This is a genomic window from Bacteroides congonensis (assembly GCF_900130125.1).
GTDB classification, from domain to species: domain Bacteria; phylum Bacteroidota; class Bacteroidia; order Bacteroidales; family Bacteroidaceae; genus Bacteroides; species Bacteroides congonensis.
On the sequence record NZ_FQXY01000008.1, the window covers coordinates 718,327 to 737,129 of the forward strand.

General features: G+C 42.6%; 14 protein-coding genes and 1 riboswitch. Of the genes, 4 read left to right on the plus strand and 10 right to left on the minus strand.

What is annotated here, in order from left to right; genetic code table 11:
• Nucleotides 1-4: 4 nt before the first annotated feature.
• Together BQ7997_RS06250 and BQ7997_RS06255 are read right to left on the minus strand one after the other, a co-directional pair.
• A complete protein-coding gene (locus tag BQ7997_RS06250; RefSeq protein WP_073344852.1) occupies nucleotides 5-3,046 on the minus strand; it encodes a SusC/RagA family TonB-linked outer membrane protein in 3,042 nt (1,013 codons plus the stop codon).
• Between the two features lie 80 nt (nucleotides 3,047-3,126).
• Nucleotides 3,127-3,903, minus strand: coding sequence for a glycoside hydrolase family 16 protein (locus BQ7997_RS06255; protein ID WP_073344580.1), 777 nt, complete (start codon nucleotides 3,901-3,903; stop codon nucleotides 3,127-3,129).
• Between the two features lie 238 nt (nucleotides 3,904-4,141).
• On the opposite strand from BQ7997_RS06255, the gene BQ7997_RS06260 reads away from it, so the two are divergent.
• Together BQ7997_RS06260 and BQ7997_RS06265 are read left to right on the plus strand one after the other, a co-directional pair.
• Nucleotides 4,142-7,015, plus strand: coding sequence for a two-component regulator propeller domain-containing protein (locus BQ7997_RS06260; RefSeq protein ID WP_073344855.1), 2,874 nt, complete (start codon nucleotides 4,142-4,144; stop codon nucleotides 7,013-7,015).
• Between the two features lie 412 nt (nucleotides 7,016-7,427).
• Nucleotides 7,428-8,462, plus strand: a complete 1,035-nt coding sequence (locus BQ7997_RS06265) for a YeiH family protein (protein WP_073344583.1) — start codon at nucleotides 7,428-7,430, stop codon at nucleotides 8,460-8,462.
• A 99-nt stretch (nucleotides 8,463-8,561) separates the two neighbouring features.
• Here BQ7997_RS06265 and BQ7997_RS06270 read toward each other — a convergent pair whose 3' ends face one another.
• The 3 genes from BQ7997_RS06270 to accC are packed head-to-tail and all read right to left on the minus strand — an operon-like array spanning nucleotide 8,562 to nucleotide 12,143.
• Nucleotides 8,562-10,097 carry an acyl-CoA carboxylase subunit beta gene (locus BQ7997_RS06270; protein WP_073344586.1) on the minus strand — a complete coding sequence of 512 codons (1,536 nt, stop codon included), beginning with the start codon at nucleotides 10,095-10,097 and terminating at the stop codon, nucleotides 8,562-8,564.
• A gap of 2 nt (nucleotides 10,098-10,099) precedes the next feature.
• The gene (locus BQ7997_RS06275; protein WP_022137964.1) at nucleotides 10,100-10,609 is read right to left on the minus strand and encodes an acyl-CoA carboxylase biotin carboxyl carrier protein subunit; all 510 of its coding nucleotides are present in this window, start codon (nucleotides 10,607-10,609) and stop codon (nucleotides 10,100-10,102) included.
• Between the two features lie 22 nt (nucleotides 10,610-10,631).
• Nucleotides 10,632-12,143 (minus strand): acetyl-CoA carboxylase biotin carboxylase subunit, encoded by a 1,512-nt coding sequence (accC, locus tag BQ7997_RS06280; protein ID WP_073344588.1) that lies wholly within the window; start codon nucleotides 12,141-12,143, stop codon nucleotides 10,632-10,634.
• A gap of 135 nt (nucleotides 12,144-12,278) precedes the next feature.
• A riboswitch (cobalamin riboswitch) is annotated at nucleotides 12,279-12,483 on the minus strand.
• 203 nt (nucleotides 12,484-12,686) lie between these two features.
• On the opposite strand from accC, the gene BQ7997_RS06285 reads away from it, so the two are divergent.
• Nucleotides 12,687-13,010, plus strand: coding sequence for a thioredoxin family protein (locus BQ7997_RS06285; protein ID WP_022137962.1), 324 nt, complete (start codon nucleotides 12,687-12,689; stop codon nucleotides 13,008-13,010).
• A gap of 318 nt (nucleotides 13,011-13,328) precedes the next feature.
• Nucleotides 13,329-14,096: an N-acetyltransferase gene (locus BQ7997_RS06290; protein ID WP_073344591.1), complete on the plus strand. Its 768-nt coding sequence runs from the start codon at nucleotides 13,329-13,331 to the stop codon at nucleotides 14,094-14,096.
• Between the two features lies 1 nt (nucleotide 14,097).
• On the opposite strand, the gene pncB is transcribed toward BQ7997_RS06290, so the two are convergent.
• The 5 genes from pncB to hdhA all read right to left on the minus strand — a co-directional run bounded on the left by pncB (nucleotide 14,098) and on the right by hdhA (nucleotide 18,565).
• Complete coding sequence (pncB, locus tag BQ7997_RS06295) at nucleotides 14,098-15,264, minus strand: nicotinate phosphoribosyltransferase (protein ID WP_073344593.1); 1,167 nt, start codon at nucleotides 15,262-15,264, stop codon at nucleotides 14,098-14,100.
• A gap of 95 nt (nucleotides 15,265-15,359) precedes the next feature.
• Nucleotides 15,360-15,890, minus strand: coding sequence for a hypothetical protein (locus tag BQ7997_RS06300; RefSeq protein ID WP_073344596.1), 531 nt, complete (start codon nucleotides 15,888-15,890; stop codon nucleotides 15,360-15,362).
• A gap of 187 nt (nucleotides 15,891-16,077) precedes the next feature.
• The gene (locus tag BQ7997_RS06305) at nucleotides 16,078-16,803 is read right to left on the minus strand and encodes a T9SS type B sorting domain-containing protein (protein ID WP_073344598.1); all 726 of its coding nucleotides are present in this window, start codon (nucleotides 16,801-16,803) and stop codon (nucleotides 16,078-16,080) included.
• Nucleotides 16,800-17,414, minus strand: a complete 615-nt coding sequence (locus BQ7997_RS06310; protein ID WP_073344601.1) for a TetR/AcrR family transcriptional regulator — start codon at nucleotides 17,412-17,414, stop codon at nucleotides 16,800-16,802. Before BQ7997_RS06310 ends, BQ7997_RS06305 begins: the two co-directional genes overlap by 4 nt.
• A gap of 371 nt (nucleotides 17,415-17,785) precedes the next feature.
• Nucleotides 17,786-18,565, minus strand: a complete 780-nt coding sequence (gene hdhA / locus BQ7997_RS06315; RefSeq protein ID WP_022137956.1) for a 7alpha-hydroxysteroid dehydrogenase — start codon at nucleotides 18,563-18,565, stop codon at nucleotides 17,786-17,788.
• Between the last annotated feature and the right edge of the window lie 238 nt (nucleotides 18,566-18,803).

Sequence of the window (18,803 nt, forward strand, 5' to 3'; positions counted from 1 at the left end):
GTAATTAGAATTGAATGTTTAATCCAAATGAATAAGTACGCATATTGGGATGTACGTCATTTCTTGTATCACCCGATGACTTTTCCGGATCCCAGTTCTTCAACGGTGTGAACGTCAATAGATTGCTTCCGGCAAAGTAAACACGGATGCTGGAAATACCAACTTTGGCAAGTTCGGTTTGACGGAAAGTATAGCCGAATTCCAGATTCTTCAGACGCAGGTAATCCGATTTTTCAAGCCAGAATGAAGAATAAGAATCGTTCATGGTGTTGCCTAGTGCGGGCATAGGAGCATTTATGTTGTCGGCCGAATAACGGTTCACCCAACGGTTGGTAAGGTTACCGCGAATGTCGGTAGAAGTCTCCCAACTGTAACGGTAGATACCACCCACTCCCTGCCAGAAAGTAGACAAGTCGAAGTTTTTCCATGATGCACCCAGATTGAAACTATAAGAGTATTTCGGGAACGGATTGCCTATAATATCGCGATCTTCGGGAGTAATGTTACCATCATCATCCAGGTCGGCGTACATGATATCGCCCAATTTGGGAGCCACACCGTTTTGTTTGATAACTTCACCTTTTGAGTTGGTACGTTGCAAGTCGGCTTCCGTACGATAGATACCTATTGCTTTATATCCGAAATAAGCACCGATAGGGTTGCCGATACGGTTGATTGTATTACCATCAATTTTTTCCTCCAGCTCACCCATTTCAAGGATTTTATTCTTCACGTGCGACAGGTTGAAACCGACATTCCAAGCCCAGTCTCCTTTGCTGTCGGAGTAATTTACGGTCCATTCCCAACCACGGTTACGGACTGCACCCACATTCTGATAAGGAGCGGAGAGAGAACCCAGGAAAATGCCCGGCATAGCCAATTGCATTAAGATGTCGGAAGTTTTCTTGTCAAACCATTCGAAGGAGGTCTGTATTCTGTTGTTGAAGAATCCAAGGTCGATAGCGACGTTTACAGAACGGGTCGTTTCCCATTTAATGTTTTCATTGGGGACGGATGTCTGTACCATACCCGCCTGCTTGTTTGCACCTTGGTCGAAGAAATAATTTCCGCTTGCACCCAAAGTAGCCGCATAAGCGTAGTTGCCGATTTCCTGATTACCCAATTTACCCCATGACAGACGTAACTTTCCGAGAGAGAAGTTTCTATAGTCTTTCATAAAACCTTCGTTTGAGAATACCCATCCGGCAGACAATGAAGGGAATGTGGCATAACGATTGGCTTTAGGCATACGTGAGGAACCGTCATGACGAATATTGAATTCGAATAAATACCGGTCGTCATAACTATAGTTTACACGACCGAAGAATGATTGAAGCTTATATTCTTCTGATTCTCCTGTTGCTCCCGGATTGATTGTACCTCCTTTGAGCTCATAAATATTCTCGGTTGGGAACCCTTGTATGGAGGCTGTTGTTTTGTAAAAACGTGAACCGATGACCGAATGTCCCAACAGCACATTGATGCTGTGCTTGTCGAATTGCTTGTTATAAGTCAGCAAGTTTTCGTTTGTCCATGTTGCGTTGCGATACCAATAATCCTCTTCCTTATTAGTCTCTCCTGCTGCTTTTACGATGTTTCCGTCCGCATCATAGCGAGCAGGAGATTTTGGGGTGTAAGACTTAGTCGCATTCAGGTCGAAAGCATAAGCAAGGCTTGTCTGGAACTTCAATCCGTCCCACAGTTCAATACCGGCAAACGCCTTGCCGTTGAAACGCCAATATTCGTTGCTGCGATGACCTAAGGACATTAACTCTACGGGGTTTTTCACCATTTCAGCGCTCATTGACGAACCGTCTACATAGCCATAATGTCCGTTGGAGTACATCACCGGTACGGTTGGACGGGTGAACCAGGATACGAAACGCATGATACCGCCTTCGCCCGAAGGAGCAACAGCAGGAGCTGTCACGTTGTTTTTGTTACCGGACAAGTTCAGTCCGAATGTGAAACGTTTGTAGCGTGTGTCAAGGTTCGAACGGAAAGAGAAGCGTTCTACTCCTGTTTTCATCATGATACCCTCTTGGTTGGAGTACGCCACTGAAGTCATGAAGTGCGTGTTTTCACTACCACCCGACACTGATAAATGGTGTTGGTGCATGCTGGCATTGCGTAACACTGCGTCCAGCCAATTGGTGTTTGCATAATGGTCGGGATCCGAACCGTCTTTCAGCTTTTGTAGAGCTTCTGGTGAGAAAGTGTCAGGGTTCACTTCGTTTCTCATCAAAGCCCAGTTATAACTGTCTACATAGTCGGGAACGATGCCCGGAGTCTGTAGTGTATAGCTTCCCGAGTAGGATACTTTTACTCTGCTGGAAGCTTGTCCGCGCTTGGTGGTAATCAATATCACACCATTGGCGGCACGTACACCGTAGATAGCCGCTGATGCTGCATCTTTCAATACGGAGATATTGTCGATATCCGCAGAGGGGATTTCGGATATTTGTGAAAGGCTGCCCTCTACGCCGTCAATTAATACCATCGGATTGTTGTTTCCAAAAGTACCGATACCACGAATTCTTATTTCCGGATTGTCATTGCCGGCTTGTGCGCCGTTCTGAGTCAGCACCAACCCCGGCAGACGGCCTTGCAGCAAAGTAGCTGTGTTGGCCACCGGAATATCTTGAATATCTTTGGCGGATACAGAAGCTACAGAACCGGTTAGATTCACTTTCTTTTGGGTTGCATATCCCACCACGACTACTTCGTCAAGTTTTTTGGAGTCTTCTTCCAAAGTTATTTTAAAATCGTTTTTGTTTCCTACGGGAAGAATTACGTCTTTATATCCCAAAAAACTAACGACCAACGTTTGTGAAGGTTGTACTTTCAACTGAAAAGCACCGTCTATATCGGTTATAGTTCCTTGTGTTGTACCTTGAATCACTACACTGGCTCCTATGATAGGTTCGCCGGCTGCATCGTACACTTTACCTGTCACTGTGCGTTCCTGTGCATATGCTGTAAGAGATAACAGCATGAGGACGCCTGCTAAAAACATACGTAAAAAATTTCGCTTTTGTCCATTCATAATTTTAAATTTAACTAAGTTAATAGGTTCTTTGTTATATAATACTGATGTTTTCATAACTAAAAGATATCAGTGTGTTTTTATTTCCATTGATAATGGCGCACCCAGTCCACTTCCATCTCTACGGGTAATTCGGCAGAATCTACCGTACCTACCCAAGTACCGCCTAGCTGCATGTCTATGAGCAGATATTGAGGAATATTGAAAGGAAATTGTCCTTCCTGTTCGGTTTCAATTCGGGGGTAAACAAAGTTGCGCTTTCCGTTGACATGGAACACCAGGCTGTCCGGCCAGAAATCCACTCCATATACATTGAATTCCTCGGGATTAATGGATATAGTATTTCCATGTTTGGGATTGTTTTCTATACCTAATGTGTAGGTATAGTGAGAGTGTACCGTCTGGTAAACAACAGAATCATGGTTCAGGCGTTCCATGATATCCACTTCACCTCCTATAGGCCATGAATATTTATCGGTTTCATAAGGCAGTGTCCATATGGCAGGCCATGCCCCTTTTGCCCCGTGCAGTTTGGCGCGTACTTCGATACGTCCTCCATGGAAAGCATGCTTGCCTTTTGTCCACAATCCTCCGGTCAGATACTTGGCAGTGTCTGCCTTTGTGTCGTCATTGACTATTCCTTTTAGGATTAAAAGACCGTCACGCATTTCGTAACAACGGTCGTCAAACGACTGGGTGTTTTGCCAGTCTGGCTTGCCGCGGGGGATACGGCTCCAAATGGCGGTGTCGGGTTCTGTTCCGTTAAAATTGTCTTCCCACACCAGTTCCCATTTAGGGGTATGAGTACAAGAAAGTATACCACATACTGAGAATAATAAAAGTATAACCTTTTTCATACGTTTTAATTTTGGGTTACATAAATTGCTTTAAAAAATCAATGCTGCAAACGTATTTTATTTATTTTATTTAGAAGTCAGATATCGTATAATTCAAGTCAATTCTTGTCTAAATAGGGCTGATTCTTGTGTTTTTTTTAAGAAGTACTCTTGTTTCTATGATGTTTTTTTAAGAAAAATGCGATATGGATTTTTGTTGAAAAGAAAAAAATGTATTTTTGCAGAAAATGAAAATACAATGTATCGCGCCTTAATCATACTATTATTTCTATTGGCAGAGATTAGTCTGTTTGCTGATGAACACACTGTTAATTATTCATTCACCAAACTCTCCATAGAGCAAGGACTTTCTCAAACCACTGCCCAATCTATTTTGTTCGACCATAAAGGGGTTTTGTGGATAGGAACCAAAAGCGGATTGAACAGCTATACTCAGGAAGGGATAAAAACTTACTTGCATCACTCGGGTGATTCTTATTCTTTGCCAAGTAACCATATCAACCATCTGGCAGAAGATTCTTTAGGGAATTTCTGGATAGCGACTTCCAAAGGACTGGCTCTTTACGATGTCGAACAAGACCGCTTTACAACTGTCAATTCTTGTATTATCTATTCTTCTGTGGAAGTCGAAGGCGGAATTTGGTTTGGTAGCGAAAATGCCATTTACTGTTATGATTATAAAAGCAAACAACTAAAAACAATTCACATCGAAAAAGAAGAAAGCAAAGATTCTAATCTGGTGGATTACAGGATTCAGAAAATGCTTTATTTGGAAGAAGGCAAGATTCTGATAGGTACGCGCAAGAAAGGAATCTATTTATATGACTGCCGCATCCGGCAATTCACCCTTTTGATACCACACGGTCGGAACCTGTTGACATCGTTATATGTAACAACAGACCGGCGCATTTACACAGCTTTTTATGGAGATGGATTTTATTGTTATGACCGGACAGGGAAAATGCTGGAGCATTATACAAAAGAAAATTCCGGATTGAAAAACAATTATGTGTTGGACATGGCAGAATATAATGGTAACATATGGTTGGCAACAGACGGCAGCGGTATCAATTTGTTTACTCCCCGAACCTTTCAGTTTTCGCAATTACAACACGTTGTGGGTGACTACTCTTCTTTGCCGGTCAATTCCATTATATTGCTGTACAAAGATATGAAAGGAAATCTATGGGCGGGAAGTGTGCGCGGAGGAGTATTCAGTATAAAAGAGACATATATAAAGACTTATAAAGATGCAATCTTAAACGATACACATGGGCTTAGCGAAAAATCTGTTATCAGCCTTTATGAAGAAAAGGACGGCAAAGTATGGATTGGAACGGATGGGGGAGGAATTAATCTCTATGACCCGTCTACCGATAAGTTTACCCATTTTCCCTCTACTTACGGAGATAAGGTTGTTTCTATCGCCGAGGTGTCCGAGAGTGAACTGATGGTGTCTTTATATACAAAAGGAATTTTTCTGTTCAATAAAAAAACACATAAGTACCGCCCCTTCACTATTATCGATGAAGAGACCAATATTAAAGAATGTTTTTATGGATTTCTACCTTTGGCCAATCAGGTGGCGGACGACAAAATATATATTATCAGTTGCGGTGCTTATGTATACCACACGCATGACCGTACATTCTCGAAGATAGAAACCGACCGTGATTATGATTTCTCCAATGATGCACTTTGCCTTTCATACTCTAATGATAGATTTTCCCTGTTAAAGTGTGCTCACCAAGCTTTTTGGGTCGATCAGAAGAGTGACAGTATCCGGTTGTTGTTTGAGTTGGAGAAAGATGAATTTATCACTTCCATGTCCTACGACAATAATCGTAAGATATGGACCAGTACTAACAAAGGACTCGGATTCTTTGATTTGGAGAGTCAGAAGTTTCATCGTATCCGTACCAAACTTTTTGGTGGTATTTCTTTTCTTATTGCTGACGGAAAGGGACGTTTATGGATTTGTGCCCAGAATCATCTGTATTCTTATATCATTAAAGAGAATAGATTCACCCTTTGGAACAGTTCGGACGGTTTCCCGCCTAATGAAATCTTGTTTGCATATCAAAAGCAATCTAACAAGGATTATATTTATTTGGGAGGTTCCGAAGGATTGGTTAAAATTGATACGGATATTCCAACTACCGAAACTCAACTACCGGAAATATATCTGTCTGAAATCCTCTTTAATGGTAGCCCTTTTTTAAAGAGAGTAAAAGAAAATACGATAGAGATACCCTGGAATTATAATTCGCTTTCTGTCCACTTCCGGATAAAGAACAGGGATGTGTTTCAGAAGTATCTGCTGCAATATACTATTGAGGGTAGGAGCAAACAGTTGATTGAAACCTATGAACCGATGTTGAATTTATCTTCTTTGTCGGCAGGTGAATATTCAATATGGGTTTCGTGTAATACAAAAAATGGAAACCAAACCCCGGCCAAGCAATTGATACGTATTATCGTTACTCCTCCTTGGTATAAAACAGTCTGGTTTATTAGTACGGTTGCCGTTTTGTTTATTGCTATGACGGCAGGTATCGGTTACATTAATTACCGTCGGAAAGAACGCAATATGAAAGGTAATGTGAACCACTTCTTGCAAGCTATATTAAATGATATGCTTAGTAGCAAAGAAGAGAAACAGAGGAGTGAAGAGGATAATCTTTTGGAGCCTTCGTTGTCTGATGTCACATTAAAAGAAGTGGATGATAATCGGATGGAGGAAATAGAGCAGCAAACTCCAAAGAAAAACAGCAAGGAAGATGAAGACTTCATTAATAAACTTAACACACTTATCAATGAGAATATGGCGGGTGGAGAACTTTCTATCAAATTTCTAACGGATAACATGGCTATGAGCAGAGCTTCTTTATATAATAAGGTGAAGTTGCTGACCGGTTTGGGAGTTAATGATTATATTAATCGGTTGCGTATTGAGAGATCTGTTTTTCTGCTTACAAATACTAATATGAACATTAATGAAATATCCTATGAAGTAGGTTTCTCTTATCCCCGATATTTTAGCACTTCCTTTAAACAAGTTAAAGGAATGACGCCTACCCGATTTAAGGAAGAGAATAGGAAGGGGGAATAATTGTTTTGTGTTATGCTTGCTTGTATGAATAAAAAAGAGATATGCTTGCTGTTTTTTTTGTTAAAATCCTGTTCCTTCCTCATTTTTCTTAAACTTCCGTGAACAAAATACGGATGAGTCTGTTTTTAATTATGCAAATCGCCTGATAAAGCTTCTTATGGGTATGAGAATATAGATAATCAAGCAAGACATGCCTCCCCGGCATAACAGGAAGATTGCATAGTAGTTTTGTCGTGTTTTATTTTGTGTTTGTGTTGTGACGGTGCTGCGATGTGAATCGAGGTGCCGTTTTTTATTCCAGATAGGTATAACCGGAGATTATCCGGTATAATAAAATACTGTGAACCGGTTTGATGAAAAATGGTTTTCTTTGCAGAGTAATAAATTCAGTATCACTAAAATCTAGTAATTTATGTTCAACGAAAAAAGAAGCAGCATGTTGCACGGTGTCTTGTTGATAGCACTGTTTTCTTGTGCGGCGTTTTACATTGGTGAGATGTCTTTCGTGAGAAGTCTCTCTTTCAGTCCGATGATTGTAGGTATCATTTTGGGTATGCTTTATGCTAACAGTTTGCGGAATAATCTTCCCGAAACTTGGGTGCCGGGCATACAGTTCTGCTCGAAAAAGATTCTGCGTATCGGTATTATCCTGTATGGTTTCAGACTGACTTTTCAGGATGTGCTGGCTATTGGATTGCCTGCTCTGTTGATTGATATTATTATTGTGGTAGTGACGATTTGTGGTGGTATTTATCTCGGCAAGTTATTGAAAATGGACAGGGGGATTGCACTACTGACTTCTATCGGAAGCGGAATTTGCGGTGCTGCCGCTATTCTTGGTGCGGAATCTACTATTAAGGCAAAACCATATAAGACGGCCGTTTCCGTTTCTACCGTGGTAATCTTCGGTACTATCTCCATGTTCCTATATCCTTTCCTTTACCGGAATGGTATCTGTGCACTTACTCCCGACCAAATGGGAATCTATACAGGTTCTACTCTTCACGAAGTGGCTCATGTGGTGGGAGCCGGTGACGCAATGGGAAGCGGCATATCGGATTCGGCAATTATCGTGAAGATGATTCGGGTGATGATGCTGGTTCCAGTACTTTTGATTACTACTTACATGGTGGCAAGGGCGAGAAAGAGACAGGTACAGAAAGGGCAGAAATTTCAGAAGATTGCCATTCCCTGGTTTGCAATCGGCTTTATGGGGGTGATCGCTTTTAATTCTTTTGATTTGTTGCCTGTGCAGTTGGTGGCAGGAATCAACACACTGGATACTTTTCTGTTGACAATGGCTATGACTGCACTTGGGACGGAAACAAGCATTGACAAATTCAGAAAAGCGGGGGCGAAGCCGTTTGTCTTGGCGCTTCTTCTCTATATTTGGCTGGTAGTAGGTGGTTATTTCCTGGTGAAGTATCTCACTCCTTATTTAATGTAATAAAAAAGCGGACTTACGTAGATTCTCAGAATGACATTCTTCAGAATTTGTGTAAGTCCGTTTTTGGTGGTGGTACTTTGACAAGTACCTATCTAGTTGTTATAAGGGCATATTTCCATGCTTCTTGGGCGGATTGGTCTGCATCTTGTTTTCTGTCATTTCCAATGCCTGAATCAGACGTTTGCGAGTCTGTCTCGGATAAATGATTTCGTCAATGTATCCCAGTTCGGCAGCCTGATATGGAGTGGCAAACTTCTCTTTGTAGGCTTCCAGTTCTTTGGCTTTCGTTTCTGCATCGGCTTTGCGGAACAGGATATTTACGGCTCCATCCGCACCCATCACTGCGATTTCCGCACTTGGATAGGCGAAGTTCACATCGGCGCCTGTCTGCTTGGAGTTCATGACGATATAGGCACCGCCATAAGCCTTGCGGGTGATAACTGTCAGTTTGGGAACAGTAGCTTCCGCGAATGCATAAACGATTTTCGCGCCGTGACGGATGATACCGTTGTTTTCCTGAGTATATCCCGGAAGGAAGCCCGGAACATCTTCGAAAGTAATCAATGGAATATTGAAACAGTCACAGAAACGGATGAAACGGCTTGCTTTGTCGCTGGCGTCAATATCGAGCACTCCGGCAAGGTAAGCAGGCTGGTTGGCGACAATACCTACCGAACGGCCTGCCAGGCGGGCAAAACCGATGATGATATTCTTGGCAAAATTCGTCATTACTTCGAAGAAATAGCCGTTATCCACCACTCGTTCTATAATATCTTTCATGTCATACGGAACGTTCGGGTCTGTTGGGATGATAGTATCCAAAGTAACATCTTCACGATTGGTTTCATCCGTGCAGTTCTGCTTTCTAGTCTCATCCATATTGTTCTGCGGCAGGAAAGAAAGCAGTTCACGGATGCTCATCAACAATTCTTCTTCGGTATTGCACATAAAGTGAGTGACACCGCTCTTGCTGCTGTGCGCCATTGCGCCACCCAATTTCTCTTTGCTGACCTCTTCGTGGATGACAGTCTTTACTACATCCGGGCCTGTCACGAACATATGGCTCTTCTCTTTCACCATAAAGATAAAGTCGGTGAGGGCGGGAGAGTAGCAGGCTCCGCCGGCACAAGGGCCGAGAATAGCGGAAATCTGTGGAATCACGCCGCTTGCCATTGTATTCTGGTAGAAAATATCCGCATAACCGGAAAGGCTTTCGATACCTTCCTGAATACGGGCGCCACCCGAATCGTTCAAAGCGATAATCGGTGCACCATTCTTCAAGGCAAGCTGCTGCACTTTCACAATCTTCCTGGCATTGGAAGCCGACAAGGAGCCGCCATAAACGGTGAAGTCATAGGCATAAACGAAAACTTGGCGACCGTCGATTTTTCCATAGCCGGATACGACGCCGTCTCCCGGAATCTTATTCTTGTCCATGCCGTAGTTGGTGCAACGGTGAACCATCAGTTTGTCCAGTTCGACAAATGTACCTTTATCGAGCAGCATGTCGATACGTTCGCGGGCAGTCATCTTTCCGCTTTCATGTTGAATGTCTATTTTTGCGATACCGCCCCCGAGGGAAGCGATGCGGTCACGTTCTTCGAACGTGGCATATGCTTTATTCTTTTCTTCCATTTTTATTCGATTGTTTCAAGGGTTATTAATGTCTGGTCGCCGGTGATGCTGTCACCTTCCTGAACCAGGATTTCTTTGATGCGGCAGTCGGAAGTCACTTTGTAGTTACTTTGCATCTTCATGGCTTCGATGACGATGACTGTATCTCCGGTTTTCATTTCCTGTCCCGCTGTTACGGGTATTTTCACTACTTTGCCCGGCATCGGAGAGGTGATACGGTCGTTCTGCTCTTCTTCACCTTTCTTGCGCATACGCAGGTATTTCGCCTGACTGTCTACGATTTCGACATTGAAACTGCTATAGTGGGTATTTACCTTGTAACTCTTTCCGTTCTCCTTGCGAATCAACTGTGCGTTTGTACTGCGACCGTCCATAAGAATGTTGCAGGTTCCATTTTCTGCCATCACGACATCGGCTTCAAAAGGCTTTCCGTCGATGGTAAGCACCACTTTGTTATCTTCTTTGCTGACCAGTTCTATTTCGGCCACGCGATTTCCTATATGAATTTCCATAATTGAATTCTCTATGTTAAAATTAGATTCTCAACACGCCTTTATGCAGTCCGAACTCTTTCCATTTGCTGATAGGACGGTTGTCGGTCGTATTACCTTTGTTCTCTTCAAGATTCATCAGGTAGTCCATATAGGCGGCAATCATGGCTATGTTTTCAGAACGCTCGCTGGTGCGCATGATGCACTGTTGCAGATACTCGCCGTTCTTGGCGATGAATCCGGTGTCGTAATGTCCTTCCACGAAATCGGGGGTATCCATGATGGCGCGCAGGTAACTGATATTATTCTTGACTCCCGTCAGCTTGTATTCGTGAAGCACGCGACGCATCCGTTCGATGGCATATTCGCGGTTGGTAGCCCACACAATCAGTTTGCCTATCATCGGGTCGTAGTAGATAGGTATTTCATAACCTTCGTACACGTAGCTGTCGATACGCACACCGATACCGTTCGGTTCTGTAATCTGCTTGATGATTCCCGGACTTGGCATGAAGTTCATTTCGGTATCTTCGGCGCAAATACGACATTCGATGGCGTGTCCGCGTTGCTGTATATCTTCTTGTTTCAGTTGAAGCATCTGTCCGTCGGCAACCTTGATTTGCTCTTTCACGAGGTCTACACCTACTACTTCTTCCGTAATCGGGTGCTCTACTTGCAGGCGGGTATTCATTTCAAGGAAGTAATAATTGCGGTGTTTGTCAACAAGAAATTCGATGGTTCCCGCTCCGATATAGTTCACTGCTTTGGCGGCTGCCACGGCTTTTTCTCCCATATCTTTCTGCAATTCGGGAGTGACGAATACCGATGGCGTTTCTTCTACAATCTTTTGATTACGACGCTGAACGGAACATTCGCGTTCGCACAGATGAATCACATTTCCGTGCTTGTCTCCCAGGATTTGAAACTCGATGTGATGAGGTTCTTCTACGAACTTCTCCAGATAAACCGTATCATCACCGAAAGAAGAAAGAGATTCGCTTTTGGCAGTCGTATAGGCTTCTTCCACCTCTGCTGCACTGTGGATAAGGCGCATCCCTTTTCCACCGCCACCCATAGAGGCTTTCAGCATCACCGGGTAACCGATTTTGTTGCAAAGCTCCACGGCTTCTTCCACACTTTTCAGGTTTTCTTGCGTGCCGGGTACAACGGGCACTCCGGCTTCAATCATCTTGATGCGGGCGGCAATTTTATCTCCCATTGCTTCCATTGTCTCCGGGTCAGGCCCGATAAAAATAATACCTTCTTCCTGACAGCGTCTGGCGAAGGTAGCGTTCTCGGACAGGAAACCATAGCCCGGATGAATAGCATCTGCGTGGCATGCTTTCGCCACTTCGATGATTTTTTCTATATTCAGATAACTCTCTTTAGATGCGGCGGGACCTACACAATATGCTTCGTCTGCGTAGAGCACATGTTTTGCAGTCCGGTCTGCCTCGGAAAATATCGCGATACTCGTTATTTCCATCTCCCGGCAGGAGCGCATCACCCTCACGGCTATCTCACCGCGATTGGCTACTAAGATTCTTTTTATCATACTTTTCTAAATTAAGTACATACTTATTTTATGTCTTCCCACCTTGCGGACATACTCCACCTGATGAAAACACAGTATTTTCTTGATTTGGGGCTTAACAAATGATGTCCTTTCTCCTTATCCACGAGGCGGAAGAACGTTTTACGTGAAGTGGCAGGTCTTCTGACTGACTCTTGTCTTATTTGCCTTCCCGATAGAACATCAGTGGCGTCAAATTAGTTCATTTATAAGACATTGAATTGAGCTTCACAGCAGCGGGACTGTCCGGGATTTGCACCCGATTCCCTATTAATCGTCGTCCGTTGGCTACGGATTCCGAACCATTTCGGCGGCAAAGATAAATAAATTTTGAATAGAGTGTTCTCTTTTTGCACGAAAGTTGCTTTTATGTGCAATAGTCGGCTGTCCGGATATTAGAAACGAAAGACGGTAACTGCAAGTGGATTTAATAGTTAAATCTGTGTGTATTATTGTTTCCCCTTTAAACTTTCTTTCTTTTCGTATTGTTGAAGTAGCAATTATTAATCAAAACAGTAATCAATTATGAAAGAGAAAAAAGTAGCCCGTGAGGAACGGAATCAAGAGAAGCTGGCTAATGCCGATTGGGTAATGGCGGAATTTTACGCAACGTGGTGTCCTCATTGCCAGCGTATGAAACCTGTCGTTGAGGAATTTAAGAAACTGATGGAAGGAACGCTCGAAGTGGTGGAAGTGGATATAGACCAGGAAACTGCCCTTACTGATTTCTACACTATCGAAGTAACGCCTACTTTTATTCTTTTCAGAAAAGGACAACAGCTTTGGCGGCAATCCGGTGAACTTACTTTGGAAAGGTTGGAAAGAGCCGTAAAGGGATTCAAATCTTGAAAAAGTATTAATAAAAGGGGGACTATTCCTCAGAAAGTTTTAAATCATGTTATGAAACATGCTTTTTTATTTGGATAATTTGCAGATAATCGGAAAGTGCGTATCTTTGCACTGTGTTTTTCATAGTATTAGATTTAAGGTTAACAAAGGTTGGAGCAAGGCGTTGCTCCTTTTTTTATGCCCGTACCTCACTTTCTACTAAATAATATTGATTTTTACGGGATTGGATAATGACTGCTACACTTGAATGTTTATCTTTGTGGATAATATATATCCGATATTTTTTCATTAAAAAACTACTAATAAAAAACTGATATTATGAACATCGACTTTATCACGCTTACCAAAGACAACATAGAGAAAGAACATATCTGCTGCGCTTTCTCGGATAAGAAATGCCAGGAAAGTTATAACCTGAAAAAGGAGTGGCTGAAGAAGCAATTTGAAAACGGGTATGTTTTTCGTCGTTTAAATGAGCGTGCGAAAGTATTTATCGAATATGGCCCTGCCGAAAACGGGTGGGTTCCTGTGAAGGCCGACAATTACCTGTTGATAAACTGCTTTTGGGTAGCCGGGCAGTATAAAGGGAAAGGGTATGCGAAAGCTCTGCTCCAAACTGCGATAGATGACGCCTTGCAGCAAGGCAAGGACGGTTTGGTGACAGTCGTAGGAACAAAGAAGTTTCATTTTATGAGTGATACCAAATGGCTGTTGAGACAAGGATTTGTTGCTTGTGAACAACTTCCGACAGGATTTAGTCTGTTAGTGAAGAAATTGAATATTGATGCTCCGAATCCGACTTTTAATGAATCTGTACGAACAGGAGAATGCCCTGATAAAAAGGGTATCACTGTTTATTTCTCCAACCGTTGTCCGTTTGCGGAATTTCATGTGACGAGTTCTTTGAAGGAAACCGCCACCAAAAGAAATCTGCCTTTGACGATTATAAAGCTGGAGACAATGGAGCAGGCACAGGCTGCACCTACTCCGGCTACGATATTCAGCTTGTTTTATGAAGGCAAGTTTGTCACAACGGATATCAGTGCTTGTATGGATAGCCGTTTTGATAAAGCGATAGGGAAATAAGCTAATTCAGTCTCAATTCATGCAAACATGCCTGTACTTCTTCCGGACTACCGGTATGTTTGCCTTCGTCATCAGATAATTTGATACATTCCCGCCATTCTTGATTGACATTCATCTTGCATTGTGTCAGCTTCATGACAATGTTCGAAGGCTCGAATCCGGTGTCATTAGTGAGATTTGTCCCGATGCCGAAGGAACAACGGATTTTGTTCTTGCAATATTCCTGAATCTCCAGTGCTTTTGTGAAATCGAGGGCATTGCTGAAAACGATAGTCTTGGTGGTCGCGTCAATTCCCAGTTCTTTGTAACGGGATACCAAACTATCAATAAAATCGAACTCATTACCGGAATCGCAGCGGACACCGTCAAACAATTTCGCCTGTTTACGGCTGAGATTGCTGAGGAAGATACCGGAAGTATAAGTATCGGATAAGGCAATTCCCAAATCGCCGTCATAGACATTCACCCAGTTTTCGAGCGCCATATAATTGGCATGTTTATATCCGAATTGCGCTCCATGAAACATGAACCACTCATGCGGATGAGTACCCATCATTTTCATGTCGTACTTCATTGCAAAATAACAGTTGGAAGTGCCTGTGCAATACTGCGCCGTTTCTTTTAATTTTCCGATAACCGTTTCCTGCACATGGACAGAGAATCTCCGCCGCGTACCGAACTCCGAGAAACGTAACTGATGTTGATTGGACAGTTCCACTTTCTCCGATAATTTGCATAAGATTTCGTCCGTATCGGCTACATTGCCGAAGAACTGGTTCTTTATTTCGGATACAATGGCAAGCAAAGGTACTTCATACAGGGTAGCTTTATAGAGAAAATCACTGACTTCGATGTGAAGATGATGCGCCTCATCCAAATACATTTTGATTTTATCAGGATGAAAGCGGAAAGATGACAGCCATTCCCAATAAACTCTCGGAAGGAACCGGCAATTCCGTGTCATATATTCCAGTTCTTCTTCTGTAAGTCTCAATCGGCTTAGCTTATCAATTTCATGTTTAAGTGTCTTCAGAAATTCTTCAGTATATTCAGTCTCATTTCTATCATGGAAGCTGAACTTCCCCATTGCATAGGGAAATAGTTTGATATAAGCGTACGATGTGGTAAACTTATAGAGGTCTGTATCCAGTAGCGTTCTAACAATCATGCCGTTCGTTCTTTATTATTGATAACGTTGTAAAGTTAGTATTTGTTGAACAAAACTACCGCTTGATTGCTGATATTTCTTTCTTTTAATGTTTTCTAATAAGTTAGTCCGACTTTGAAAGTGATAGTATGATGAGATAATTTTTCCTTGAACTTGGTATGGAAATATTCATCCGTATGTTCCTTCAGCCGTTCCAACTTCTGTATTTCATATCCTAATGCAAAATTCATTTTCAGTTTTTGCGTAAGCTTTAGTTGTGTTCCTATGGAAGGCGAGAGATAAAATCCGCCGTTTGCTTCTTTGGCGGCAGCGAATGAGCCACCGATATTACATTCCAGATAAGGAGTCAGCTTCCTGGGCTGGGTGATGAAGAACTGTACGTTGGCATATAGCGGGACAAGCACTTTCTCATAGACGGACAAGCCGCTGCCTGCACCGATAGTAAACCGTTGGTTGATGTGATAATGGGCAATAACTTGTCCGATGAAAGGCGTGCAGGAAGGTTGGCTCATGGAGACTCCTGTTCCGATAGATGCAGTATAGGAAAAATGCTTGTGAACTGTCTGCCCGTCAGCGTATATTGCGATGAAGGATAATAGGATAAAGATGAATGTAGACTTTTTCATAATGGTATAATGATAGATTAATATAATGCTGTCCGGATACCGCTAAACGCCATGCTTGTGCCAATCCATTGTCACAACAGTGCCAACGTGCTGTCACAACAGTGACATAGGCATGGCACAACTGTGCCAACGGGATAGCACAAGTGTGGCACGGCAAAGTTTAATTTTGATGATATATGTAATCCTGTTATCGGATATATATCGTTATGCTTTTGACAATATGTAATGCAGTTGTGAGCGAAGAAGTATCTTCTGTTATATCTCCGTTGCTTCCGTCCGGACTGCTATGTCCGATTAACTTGGCGGCAAAAACTTTCTCATTGGAAGTTAAATCTACCTCTGCTGCATAGACAAGGGCCGGTTGCCCGCTTCCTTCTTTTCCACCTGAATAATGGACGTCTCCTTCTTTGGCGGATTTCGGATATGCGTCATTGAAATCCGTAGAATGATTGATTTCTGCTTTGACTATGAACCTCTTTGCTTTACCAACAGGCGTTATCCGTACATCAAAACTGCCTTTTGGGGTTGCTCCGCTGATTCCGTCGGTGAATGGCGATTTCTTTGTCGGAAGATACAGTCCGTCCTCATATTGAACACCTCTTTGATAACACCAGTGCGGCAGAGCTTCTTTTCTGCGGTTTCCGCCGGATGCTTGCCAGGATTGGGTAGCTATTTTATGCGTCACATAAATAGTGGACAAATAATGTCCTTCCGTATCTTCCGTCCAAATGGCAATTTGTGGCGGATTCTTCTTATTGATACCTAAGAAGAGCGGAAAGTCATGCATCCATTCCTCACCCTTTTCGATAGATATTTTGAGGTCATCGGTGTTGTACTCTATTAATTCCCGGTTGCATCCGCTATTAATCAATAGGGAGAGGAACCATAATCCCATAATCGTCATTTTATTCATTTCGTTAAAGTTGTTTTTTGTAGCCAAAGGTCTACTAATAAGTTAATCCCTTCTTCCAGTTGTTCCCAACCGGTTTCTTGTTGTATCTTGAGTCCGTTATATACTTGGCAGTTTTCTTCGAGTAGTGCCAGATAGCTGATAGCCGCTGTGATAATGGAAGCTACGGCGGCAGTTTCCTTTTGCGGATGCTTTGAAAGCTTGCTGACGGCTTCTATCAGCCAAAGTCCTTTTTCTTCCCGCTTGTCGCGTAATTCTTTCACGAATTTGTTATCTGTTGAGAGCTCCCAGCGATATAACCGTTTCAAAGTATAACTTTCTCGTAGCCGGACGATTTGTCTTTTGAATGCTTGCTTGATAAAATCGGCTAAGTGTTCCTTATCTGGGAGTTCTTCGTTGAAGTTAATCCAATAATCATTTTGTTGGATATAGGCTGCTATCAATCCATCCAATGAATTGAAATAGCGGTAGATAAGCATTTTGGATACTTTCGCTTTGGCGGCTATTGCATTGATGCCCAATCCCTCGAAACCGCTTTCTTCGATGATGTCATTGACGGCTTTAATCAGGGTAAGTTCCGTTGCCTGCCTGTTTTTGGTAATCTCTTTTTCCATACTTTTATACTCTTGTTACTGATTGGTCACAAAAATATGTTTCCTATCGGTAACATCAAGAGAAAAAGAGAATTTTTTATGTGGTTAGTTTAAACTTGGAAGAGAGTGATGGGATAGGGGGGGGAAGGGAATCATGCGTTGAGTTATGCGATGTAATCATTAAGTTGTGACAATGCATCATTTAAGAAACTGCGTTGCATAAATGAATTATTCAACCTGCTATTCAGTTTTCGTTTGACAGGAAGTTGAACGAACGCTTGACTTATGTTAAACTATCGCTTGACAACTGTCAAATGAAAACTGAATAGGCAACGGAGAAAATAATCTATATGAATGAACATCTTATTTGTAGTTAATAAGACGCTTCTTTCTTATGATAACTCCACTGTCGGGTTATGGACGGTCAAACCACCGTCTACGACAATTGTTTGGCCGGTGATATAACGTGCGTCATTCGATGCCAGGAACGCGATTGTTGCAGCAACATCTTCGGGTTCTCCTAGATACGGCGTAGCACATTGGCCGAGGAATATATTACGGACATCTTCGTTCAGGTTGTTTAAGGCGGCGGGGGTAAGAACCAGTCCCGGAGCTACGGCATTGCAACGGATATTTTTCTTTCCCATTTGGGTGGCGATATATTTCGTCAGGTTGATAACCCCCGCTTTACTGGCTCCGTATAACGTGCCGTTGGCATCGGCGGTCAGTCCGCTTATCGAAGCTACGTTGACAATGTTTCCACCGCCGTTGGTTGTCATAATGGGAATGACCTGTTGTGACAGATACATCGTACAGCAAAGATTCAAGTGGAAAGCCTCATCGAAATAGTTGATATCCAGCTTTTCAATATTCAGGTCACGTTTGGGGTCGGTTCCGCCTACGTTATTAATCAGTACATCTATTCTTCCATATTCATTCATGGAAAAATCAATCAACTCTTTGCAACTTTGAAGTTCAGTAGCGGAGAAATAGACGTGGCGTACGTCTGCTCCTGCATGAGTGAGTTCGGCGGCGAGCTGTTCGGCTCTTTTTTCAGAATAATCGGCGATGACTACTTTGCCGCCTTCGGAGACAATGCGGCGCGTGGTTGCTTCGCCAATACCACCGGCGGCACCGGTGATGACTACTACTTTATTATCGAATCTGTTCATATATAGGGAAATTTGATGGTTACCTTCAGTTATAAACAGATGGCGGAAGAATTTGTTAGACTGCGTAAACTCTCTTTAATACGAGAGGACACCCGATTCGAAAACTTTTGCATCTCGTTCAGTTTTTCGCCCTGATTATTTAAGAAAACTGTTAAATGTTAATGCCAGGTCGCTTATTTGTTAATGCGATCCCGATTCTATTAAACCATGTTATAAGATAGGCTGCTTTGCCCTGAAA

What these genes read in the sequence shown, in the direction of transcription:
- BQ7997_RS06250 (WP_073344852.1), bottom strand. Translation starts at nt 3,046, where the DNA reads ATGAATGGACAAAAGCGAAATTTTTTACGTATGTTTTTAGCAGGCGTC.
- BQ7997_RS06255 (WP_073344580.1), bottom strand. Translation starts at nt 3,903, where the DNA reads ATGAAAAAGGTTATACTTTTATTATTCTCAGTATGTGGTATACTTTCT.
- BQ7997_RS06260 (WP_073344855.1), top strand. Translation starts at nt 4,142, where the DNA reads ATGTATCGCGCCTTAATCATACTATTATTTCTATTGGCAGAGATTAGT.
- BQ7997_RS06265 (WP_073344583.1), top strand. Translation starts at nt 7,428, where the DNA reads ATGTTCAACGAAAAAAGAAGCAGCATGTTGCACGGTGTCTTGTTGATA.
- BQ7997_RS06270 (WP_073344586.1), bottom strand. Translation starts at nt 10,097, where the DNA reads ATGGAAGAAAAGAATAAAGCATATGCCACGTTCGAAGAACGTGACCGC.
- BQ7997_RS06275 (WP_022137964.1), bottom strand. Translation starts at nt 10,609, where the DNA reads ATGGAAATTCATATAGGAAATCGCGTGGCCGAAATAGAACTGGTCAGC.
- accC (WP_073344588.1), bottom strand. Translation starts at nt 12,143, where the DNA reads ATGATAAAAAGAATCTTAGTAGCCAATCGCGGTGAGATAGCCGTGAGG.
- BQ7997_RS06285 (WP_022137962.1), top strand. Translation starts at nt 12,687, where the DNA reads ATGAAAGAGAAAAAAGTAGCCCGTGAGGAACGGAATCAAGAGAAGCTG.
- BQ7997_RS06290 (WP_073344591.1), top strand. Translation starts at nt 13,329, where the DNA reads ATGAACATCGACTTTATCACGCTTACCAAAGACAACATAGAGAAAGAA.
- pncB (WP_073344593.1), bottom strand. Translation starts at nt 15,264, where the DNA reads ATGATTGTTAGAACGCTACTGGATACAGACCTCTATAAGTTTACCACA.
- BQ7997_RS06300 (WP_073344596.1), bottom strand. Translation starts at nt 15,890, where the DNA reads ATGAAAAAGTCTACATTCATCTTTATCCTATTATCCTTCATCGCAATA.
- BQ7997_RS06305 (WP_073344598.1), bottom strand. Translation starts at nt 16,803, where the DNA reads ATGAATAAAATGACGATTATGGGATTATGGTTCCTCTCCCTATTGATT.
- BQ7997_RS06310 (WP_073344601.1), bottom strand. Translation starts at nt 17,414, where the DNA reads ATGGAAAAAGAGATTACCAAAAACAGGCAGGCAACGGAACTTACCCTG.
- hdhA (WP_022137956.1), bottom strand. Translation starts at nt 18,565, where the DNA reads ATGAACAGATTCGATAATAAAGTAGTAGTCATCACCGGTGCCGCCGGT.